Annotated in this window: 9 protein-coding genes and 2 pseudogenes; 8 read left to right on the top strand and 3 right to left on the bottom strand. The window is 61.2% G+C overall.

From position 1 onward, the window contains the following. On the bottom strand, positions 1-329 hold a 329-nt coding region (locus OKB87_RS23215; protein WP_170868628.1), incomplete at its 3' end, for a hypothetical protein. Positions 330-655: 326 nt separating this feature from the next. On the opposite strand from OKB87_RS23215, the gene OKB87_RS23210 reads away from it, so the two are divergent. The 7 genes and pseudogenes from OKB87_RS23210 to OKB87_RS23180 all read left to right on the top strand — a co-directional run. Then, positions 656-1,393 (top strand): recombinase family protein, encoded by a 738-nt coding sequence (locus OKB87_RS23210; RefSeq protein ID WP_001366550.1) that lies wholly within the window; start codon positions 656-658, stop codon positions 1,391-1,393. Next, a complete protein-coding gene (locus OKB87_RS23205) occupies positions 1,390-1,614 on the top strand; it encodes a hypothetical protein (protein ID WP_000743213.1) in 225 nt (74 codons plus the stop codon). The genes OKB87_RS23210 and OKB87_RS23205 overlap by 4 nt, the downstream gene beginning before the upstream one ends. A 210-nt stretch (positions 1,615-1,824) precedes the next feature. Continuing rightward, positions 1,825-3,318, top strand: coding sequence for an IS91-like element ISCR2 family transposase (locus OKB87_RS23200; RefSeq protein ID WP_001120888.1), 1,494 nt, complete (start codon positions 1,825-1,827; stop codon positions 3,316-3,318). A 30-nt stretch (positions 3,319-3,348) separates the two neighbouring features. Beyond that, positions 3,349-4,233 carry a DUF3363 domain-containing protein gene (locus OKB87_RS23195; RefSeq protein WP_021598067.1) on the top strand — a complete coding sequence of 295 codons (885 nt, stop codon included), beginning with the start codon at positions 3,349-3,351 and terminating at the stop codon, positions 4,231-4,233. A gap of 216 nt (positions 4,234-4,449) precedes the next feature. Then, complete coding sequence (floR, locus tag OKB87_RS23190; RefSeq protein WP_023300759.1) at positions 4,450-5,664, top strand: chloramphenicol/florfenicol efflux MFS transporter FloR; 1,215 nt, start codon at positions 4,450-4,452, stop codon at positions 5,662-5,664. 54 nt (positions 5,665-5,718) lie between these two features. After that, positions 5,719-5,997 (top strand): LysR family transcriptional regulator, encoded by a 279-nt coding sequence (locus tag OKB87_RS23185; protein WP_001100557.1) that lies wholly within the window; start codon positions 5,719-5,721, stop codon positions 5,995-5,997. Positions 5,998-6,108: 111 nt separating this feature from the next. Then, a pseudogene (locus OKB87_RS23180) lies at positions 6,109-6,318 on the top strand (IS91 family transposase); the annotation flags it as partial. On the opposite strand, the gene tet(A) reads toward OKB87_RS23180, so the two are convergent. Then, positions 6,264-7,463: a tetracycline efflux MFS transporter Tet(A) gene (tet(A), locus tag OKB87_RS23175; protein WP_000804063.1), complete on the bottom strand. Its 1,200-nt coding sequence runs from the start codon at positions 7,461-7,463 to the stop codon at positions 6,264-6,266. The pseudogene OKB87_RS23180 and the gene tet(A) overlap by 55 nt on opposite strands. 105 nt (positions 7,464-7,568) lie before the next feature. On the opposite strand from tet(A), the gene tetR(A) reads away from it, so the two are divergent. Then, a complete protein-coding gene (tetR(A), locus tag OKB87_RS23170) occupies positions 7,569-8,219 on the top strand; it encodes a tetracycline resistance transcriptional repressor TetR(A) (protein ID WP_000164043.1) in 651 nt (216 codons plus the stop codon). A gap of 331 nt (positions 8,220-8,550) precedes the next feature. Here tetR(A) and OKB87_RS23160 read toward each other — a convergent pair. After that, positions 8,551-8,805, bottom strand: a pseudogene (locus tag OKB87_RS23160) (Tn3 family transposase); the annotation flags it as partial. Positions 8,806-8,881 lie beyond the last annotated feature (76 nt).

Here is an 8,881-nt window from a genome sequence, read left to right as displayed (position 1 = left end):
GTAAGCAGAGTTTTTGAAATGTAAGGCCTTTGAATAAGACAAAAGGCTGCCTCATCGCTAACTTTGCAACAGTGCCGCGCGACGAGCAGCAGCACCAGGAGCAGAAGCACGTCGAGAAAAAGCAACAGCAGATCGAGCAGCGCCCACGGCGGGCCGCTCGCATCGGATAAGTCGAAAAATCCGGCTAAAGTGGCCGAGCTGCACATCAGGCCGCGCGGTTTTCCTCCCTGATCGCCGGCGCGGTTTCTTCCTCCCTGAACCGCATGCAGACTTGCCGCCTCGGACACCCCGAGGCGGTTTTTTTTCGCCTCGCTCGAGCATCGCCGCATCCGACGATGCCGAGACGACCAGGCCGCGCACGTCGAGCTGCAGCATCGCCATTGCCGACGATGGCACCAGGTCGCCGGCGGTGGCCACCGACCTCGAGCTCGCATCGCCACATCCGACGATGCGCGCCGGCGTCGACCATCGCCAGGTCTGACGATGGCGGCCGCCCTGCCCTGGATCTCGCATCGCCATTTCTGGCGATGAGATCCACGGAGCGGCCATTTAGACCCGCCAATAACGACCCGGCCAAGATAAATCGCATGACGGCCTTTTTGGCCGGGGGTAGCATGACCGGACACTTTGCGTATGCCCAAAGGAGCCCGCAAGTATGCGCAGGACGAAGCCAGTAGCCGCGCCGATGGTGGCGCGGGTCTATCTGCGCGTCAGCACCGACGCGCAGGACTTGGAACGCCAAGAGGCGATCACTACGGCCGCGAAGGCCGCCGGCTACTACGTCGCCGGCATCTACCGTGAGAAGGCATCCGGCGCACGCGCCGACCGGCCTGAGCTGCTGCGCATGATCGGCGACCTACAGCCCGGCGAGGTGGTCATTGCCGAGAAGATCGACCGCATCAGCCGCCTACCTTTGCCCGAGGCCGAGCGCCTGGTGGCCTCGATACAGGCCAAAGGCGCACGCCTGGCCGTCCCTGGCGTGGTCGATCTATCCGACCTGGCGGCCGAGGCCCAGGGCGTCGCCAAGATCGTGCTGGAAGCCGTGCAGATCATGCTTTTTCGCCTGGCCTTGCAGATGGCCCGCGACGACTACGAGGACAGGCGCGAACGCCAGCGCCAAGGCATTGAGTTGGCCCGCCAGGCCGGGCGGTACAAGGGCCGCCGTGCTGATCCGAAGCGCCGCGCCCAAGTTGTCGCGCTGCGCAAGTCCGGCTACAGCATCAACAAGACCGCCGAGCTGGCCGGGTACAGTGCGGCCCAGGTGAAACGGATATGGGCCGAGGTCAGCCAGGCCGAAGCGAAGCAGCACGGCGCGTTCGTGGAGGACGCATTGACGGAAGCCGATGCCCTGGCCGCTGTCGGCCAGGATGAGCGCCAGGAGGAAAGGGCATGAAGAAGCCGAACCAAGACGACGAGCCGTTTTTCATCACCGAGGAGATTGCGGCCGAAATGATCGCCGGCGGCTATGAGTTCGAGCTGCCGCCCATTCCTTGCACCATCCGCCTACGCGACGTGCTGGAGCGCATGACCGATGCTGAGCTAGCATTGCAGCCGGGCGAGATCGCCGACCAGGAGCGTGAACGCTGCCGGCGCAAGCCGTGTTCAACCTCATGATCTGGTCATGGTATTTTTCATGGCACTGAGCCTGATAGTTCTTGCAAATTGTTGTCACTAAAGGGTTTTGTGTGCTTGTTTACAATCGAGTGGGAGTGACGGGCACTGGCTGGCAATGTCTAGCAACGGCAGGCATTTCGGCTGAGGGTAAAAGAACTTTCCGCTAAGCGATAGACTGTATGTAAACACAGTATTGCAAGGACGCGGAACATGCCTCATGTGGCGGCCAGGACGGCCAGCCGGGATCGGGATACTGGTCGTTACCAGAGCCACCGACCCGAGCAAACCCTTCTCTATCAGATCGTTGACGAGTATTACCCGGCATTCGCTGCGCTTATGGCAGAGCAGGGAAAGGAATTGCCGGGCTATGTGCAACGGGAATTTGAAGAATTTCTCCAATGCGGGCGGCTGGAGCATGGCTTTCTACGGGTTCGCTGCGAGTCTTGCCACGCCGAGCACCTGGTCGCTTTCAGCTGTAAGCGTCGCGGTTTCTGCCCGAGCTGTGGGGCGCGGCGGATGGCCGAAAGTGCCGCCTTGCTGGTTGATGAAGTACTGCCTGAACAACCCATGCGTCAGTGGGTGTTGAGCTTCCCGTTTCAGCTGCGTTTCCTGTTTGCCAGCCGGCCCGAGATCATGGGGTGGGTGCTGGGCATCGTTTACCGCGTCATTGCCACGCACCTGGTCAAGAAAGCGGGCCATACCCACCAAGTGGCCAAGACGGGCGCGGTCACCCTGATCCAGCGTTTTGGATCGGCGCTCAATCTGAATGTTCACTTCCACATGCTGTTTCTCGACGGTGTGTATGTCGAGCAATCCCACGGCTCAGCGCGTTTCCGCTGGGTCAAGGCGCCGACCAGCCCAGAGCTCACCCAGCTGACGCACACCATCGCCCACCGGGTGGGTCGCTATCTGGAACGGCAAGGCCTGCTGGAACGGGATGTCGAAAACAGCTATCTGGCCTCGGATGCGGTGGATGACGACCCGATGACACCCCTGCTGGGGCACTCGATCACTTACCGTATCGCTGTCGGTTCACAGGCGGGGCGAAAGGTGTTCACTTTGCAAACTCTGCCGACCAGTGGTGATCCGTTCGGTGACGGGATTGGCAAGGTAGCCGGGTCCAGCCTGCACGCCGGCGTGGCGGCCAGGGCCGATGAACGCAAGAAGCTCGAACGGCTGTGCCGGTACATCAGCCGCCCGGCGGTATCCGAGAAGCGGCTGTCGTTAACACGAGGCGGCAACGTGCGCTACCAGCTCAAGACGCCGTACCGGGACGGCACCACGCACGTCATTTTCGAACCATTGGATTTCATTGCAAGGCTGGCCGCCCTGGTACCGAAGCCCAGAGTCAACCTAACCCGCTTCCACGGGGTGTTCGCACCCAACAGTCGGCACCGGGCGTTGGTCACGCCGGCAAAACGGGGCAGGGGCAACAAGGTCAGGGTGGCTGATGAACCGGCAACACCAGCACAACGGCGAGCGTCGATGACATGGGCGCAACGGCTCAAGCGTGTTTTCAATATCGACATCGAGACCTGCAGCGGCTGCGGCGGCGCCATGAAAGTCATCGCCTGCATTGAAGACCCTATAGTGATCAAGCAGATCCTTGATCACCTGAAGCACAAAGCCGAAACCAGCGGGACCAGGGCGTTACCCGAAAGCCGGGCGCCACCGGCTGAGCTGCTCCTGGGTCTGTTTGACTGACGAGCCTGAAGGCCAACGATACCAATCAAAATGCTGCGTTCACAGCGCCGCGGCAGGGATCCGCCGTGCTGGTTGTCGGAAAAGGAGCCGCTAGTGGGAAAGAGGAGGGTAAATTTTCAGCGTTGCTGGCTCCCCGTCAGCCGGATTGGGTTGCATCGCAGGGGTGTCGAAAGAGTCAACTGCGGTCCAAAGCTGTTGGACTTGGGTGAAAAGGGCGTTTATTCTTCCTATACGTGCCGCGTTCCAGGCGGCGACTATGAGGGCTATGTCGATGCCCATGTGCGCCGGCTGGAGGCGCTACGCCGGGCCGGTATCGTCGAGCGGATCGACGCCGACCAATGGCGCATCCCCAATGATCTGGTCAGCCGTGCCGCCGCCCATGACGCCGGCCGAGACAGTCAGGCCAGCGTTCGCGTCCTTTCCCCGGTCGATCTGAACAAACAGATCGGATCGGACGGCGCGACCTGGCTGGACCGGCGGCTGATCCACGGCGAGACGGCCGACCTTGCGCCAACCGGCTTCGGGCAACAAGTCCGCGAAGCCATGGACCAGCGCCGCGAGCACCATATCGAACAGGGCGACGCCACCCGCAGCCGGGACAGCCGCGTCTTCTACCGGCGCAACCTTCTCGCCATCCTGCGGGAGCGCGAGGTAGCCGGCGTCGGATCGGATATGGCTTTGAGTAAGGGCCTGCCGTTCCGCGCCGCCACGGACGGCGAGAGCGTCAGCGGCAAGTTTACCGGAACCGTGCATCTATCGAGCGGCAAGTTCGCCGTGGTCGAGAAATCCCATGAGTTCACCCTTGTCCCGTGGCGGCCGATCATCGACCGCCAACTCGGCCGCGAGGTTATGGGCATCGTGCAGGGCGGGTCGGTGTCGTGGCAGTTAGGGCGGCAGAGGGGGCTGGAACGCTGAGTGCGCCCATGCCGCATTGCGAAGCAAAAGATAATCGGATAAAATGTAGCAATTCATATTCGTAAGCGTGGAGTAATCAGATGGGAAATTCCAAGTCAGCAGACAAGTAAGCCGCAACAACCAGTATTGTTGTTGCGGCGCTCTGTAAGGCTAGTCTCATCTGATTGCTGACGAGCAGACGTCGCCCGGTATTCCTTAATCGAGGGTTGATTCGTCATGACCACCACACGCCCCGCGTGGGCCTATACGCTGCCGGCAGCACTGCTGCTGATGGCTCCTTTCGACATCCTCGCTTCACTGGCGATGGATATTTATCTCCCTGTCGTTCCAGCGATGCCCGGCATCCTGAACACGACGCCCGCTATGATCCAACTCACGTTGAGCCTCTATATGGTGATGCTCGGCGTGGGCCAGGTGATTTTTGGTCCGCTCTCAGACAGAATCGGGCGACGGCCAATTCTACTTGCGGGCGCAACGGCTTTCGTCATTGCGTCTCTGGGAGCAGCTTGGTCTTCAACTGCACCGGCCTTTGTCGCTTTCCGTCTACTTCAAGCAGTGGGCGCGTCGGCCATGCTGGTGGCGACGTTCGCGACGGTTCGCGACGTTTATGCCAACCGTCCTGAGGGTGTCGTCATCTACGGCCTTTTCAGTTCGATGCTGGCGTTCGTGCCTGCGCTCGGCCCTATCGCCGGAACATTGATCGGCGAGTTCTTGGGATGGCAGGCGATATTCATTACTTTGGCTATACTGGCGATGCTCGCACTCCTAAATGCGGGTTTCAGGTGGCACGAAACCCGCCCTCTGGATCAAGTCAAGACGCGCCGATCTGTCTTGCCGATCTTCGCGAGTCCGGCTTTTTGGGTTTACACTGTCGGCTTTAGCGCCGGTATGGGCACCTACTTCGTCTTCTTCTCGACGGCTCCCCGTGTGCTCATAGGCCAAGCGGAATATTCCGAGATCGGATTCAGCTTTGCCTTCGCCACTGTCGCGCTTGTAATGATCGTGACAACCCGTTTCGCGAAGTCCTTTGTCGCCAGATGGGGCATCGCAGGATGCGTGGCGCGTGGGATGGCGTTGCTTGTTTGCGGAGCGGTCCTGTTGGGGATCGGCGAACTTTACGGCTCGCCGTCATTCCTCACCTTCATCCTACCGATGTGGGTTGTCGCGGTCGGTATTGTCTTCACGGTGTCCGTTACCGCGAACGGCGCTTTGGCAGAGTTCGACGACATCGCGGGATCAGCGGTCGCGTTCTACTTCTGCGTTCAAAGCCTGATAGTCAGCATTGTCGGGACATTGGCGGTGGCACTTTTAAACGGTGACACAGCGTGGCCCGTGATCTGTTACGCCACGGCGATGGCGGTACTGGTTTCGTTGGGGCTGGTGCTCCTTCGGCTCCGTGGGGCTGCCACCGAGAAGTCGCCAGTCGTCTAACCGACGACTGGTAGCAGGCCCGCTCCGATGCGGCGCACTAACCATCGAAACCTCGTGAATGTCGGTATCCTGTCTGGCAGGATACCGCTCATTTCCCTTGTTCAGTTCATCGCCGTCGCCGAGCATCTGAATTTTCGGCATGCGGCCAAGGCACTTGGTATCAGCCAGTCGAGCGTCAGCGCGCGTGTGAAAGCGCTGGAGGATAACCTTGGTGTCCTGCTATTTGAGCGCCATGCGCGGGGCGTTCGGCTAACAGACGCAGGCAGGCACTTCATGGAGCGTGTCACGGCGGGTGTCGATCAACTCGATCACGCAGTGAAGACCGCGGAGTGACGGGCACTGGCTGGCAATGTCTAGCAACGGCAGGCATTTCGGCTGAGGGTAAAAGAACTTTCCGCTAAGCGATAGACTGTATGTAAACACAGTATTGCAAGGACGCGGAACATGCCTCATGTGGCGGCCAGGACGGCCAGCCGGGATCGGGATACTGGTCGTTACCAGAGCCACCGACCCGAGCAAACCCTTCTCTATCAGATCGTTGACGAGTATTACCCGGCATTCGCTGCGCTTATGGCAGAGCAGGGAAAGGAATTGCCGGGCTATGTGCAACGGGAATTTGAAGAATTTCTCCAAAGCCCGCGACGCAGCGCCGGCAGGCAGAGCAAGTAGAGGGCAGCGCCTGCAATCCATGCCCACCCGTTCCACGTTGTTATAGAAGCCGCATAGATCGCCGTGAAGAGGAGGGGTCCGACGATCGAGGTCAGGCTGGTGAGCGCCGCCAGTGAGCCTTGCAGCTGCCCCTGACGTTCCTCATCCACCTGCCTGGACAACATTGCTTGCAGCGCCGGCATTCCGATGCCACCCGAAGCAAGCAGGACCATGATCGGGAACGCCATCCATCCCCGTGTCGCGAAGGCAAGCAGGATGTAGCCTGTGCCGTCGGCAATCATTCCGAGCATGAGTGCCCGCCTTTCGCCGAGCCGGGCGGCTACAGGGCCGGTGATCATTGCCTGGGCGAGTGAATGCAGAATGCCAAATGCGGCAAGCGAAATGCCGATCGTGGTCGCGTCCCAGTGAAAGCGATCCTCGCCGAAAATGACCCAAAGCGCGGCCGGCACCTGTCCGACAAGTTGCATGATGAAGAAGACCGCCATCAGGGCGGCGACGACGGTCATGCCCCGGGCCCACCGGAACGAAGCGAGCGGGTTGAGAGCCTCCCGGCGTAACGGCCGGCGTTCGCCTTTGTGCGACTCCGGCAAAAGGAAACAGCCCGTCAGGAAATTGAGGCCGTTCAAGGCTGCCGCGGCGAAGAACGGAGCGTGGGGGGAGAAACCGCCCATCAGCCCACCGAGCACAGGTCCCGCGACCATCCCGAACCCGAAACAGGCGCTCATGAAGCCGAAGTGCCGCGCGCGCTCATCGCCATCAGTGATATCGGCAATATAAGCGCCGGCTACCGCCCCAGTCGCCCCGGTGATGCCGGCCACGATCCGCCCGATATAGAGAACCCAAAGGAAAGGCGCCGTCGCCATGATGGCGTAGTCGACAGCAGCGCCGGCCAGCGAGACGAGCAAGACCGGCCGCCGCCCGAAACGATCCGACAGCGCGCCCAGCACAGGTGCGCAGGCAAATTGCATCAACGCATACAGCGCCAGCAGAATGCCATAGTGGGCGGTGACGTCGTTCGAGTGAACCAGATCGCGCAGGAGGCCCGGCAGCACCGGCATAATCAGGCCGATGCCGACAGCGTCGAGCGCGACAGTGCTCAGAATTACGATCAGGGGTCTGTTGGGTTTCACGTCTGGCCTCCGGACCAGCCTCCGCTGGTCCGATTGAACGCGCGGATTCTTTATCACTGATAAGTTGGTGGACATATTATGTTTATCAGTGATAAAGTGTCAAGCATGACAAAGTTGCAGCCGAATACAGTGATCCGTGCCGCCCTGGACCTGTTGAACGAGGTCGGCGTAGACGGTCTGACGACACGCAAACTGGCGGAACGGTTGGGGGTTCAGCAGCCGGCGCTTTACTGGCACTTCAGGAACAAGCGGGCGCTGCTCGACGCACTGGCCGAAGCCATGCTGGCGGAGAATCATACGCATTCGGTGCCGAGAGCCGACGACGACTGGCGCTCATTTCTGATCGGGAATGCCCGCAGCTTCAGGCAGGCGCTGCTCGCCTACCGCGATGGCGCGCGCATCCATGCCGGCACGCGACCGGGCGCACCGCAGATGGAAACGGCCGACGCGCAGCTTCGCTTCCTCTGCGAGGCGGGTTTTTCGGCCGGGGACGCCGTCAATGCGCTGATGACAATCAGCTACTTCACTGTTGGGGCCGTGCTTGAGGAGCAGGCCGGCGACAGCGATGCCGGCGAGCGCGGCGGCACCGTTGAACAGGCTCCGCTCTCGCCGCTGTTGCGGGCCGCGATAGACGCCTTCGACGAAGCCGGTCCGGACGCAGCGTTCGAGCAGGGACTCGCGGTGATTGTCGATGGATTGGCGAAAAGGAGGCTCGTTGTCAGGAACGTTGAAGGACCGAGAAAGGGTGACGATTGATCAGGACCGCTGCCGGAGCGCAACCCACTCACTACAGCAGAGCCATGTAGACAACATCCCCTCCCCCTTTCCACCGCGTCAGACGCCCGTAGCAGCCCGCTACGGGCTTTTTCATGCCCTGCCCTAGCGTCCAAGCCTCACGGCCGCGCTCGGCCTCTCTGGCGGCCTTCTGGCGCTCCTGCTGCGGCGTCCGCTCGTGGGCCGTGGCGCGGGTCCGCGCGCCGGCCTCGTGCGCCTGGCGCTCGCGGGCGAGGTCCAGGGCGGCCGTCTTCACGTTCTGCCTTGCGCAGATGAGATAGGGGAGCCCGCAGAATTCGGAAAAAATCGTACGCTAAGGTTTTCCGGGCATCCGTAAGGGCCGAAACTTCCCGTCTTCCAGTCTGCGGCTCTGCCGCCAGACGTAATCGCCGGTTAGGTTGATGTGCTCCCAGCCCAGCGGCGACAGGAATTGCAGCAGCTCGCCGTCCACCGGCTTGCCGGCCTCGACCAACCCCTGGGTGGCGCGTTCCAGGTACACCGTGTTCCACAGCACGATAGCCGCCGTCACCAGGTTGAGGCCGCTGGCCCGGTAGCGCTGCTGCTCGAAGGGCACTGTTGCAAATAGTCGGTGGTGATAAACTTATCATCCCCTTTTGCTGATGGAGCTGCACATGAACCCATTC

The organism is Aeromonas sp. Y318-1, assembly GCF_027706125.1.
GTDB classification, from domain to species: domain Bacteria; phylum Pseudomonadota; class Gammaproteobacteria; order Enterobacterales; family Aeromonadaceae; genus Aeromonas; species Aeromonas hydrophila.
The sequence above is the reverse complement of the archived record's forward strand: the minus strand, read 5'-3'. Positions and strand labels throughout refer to the sequence as shown.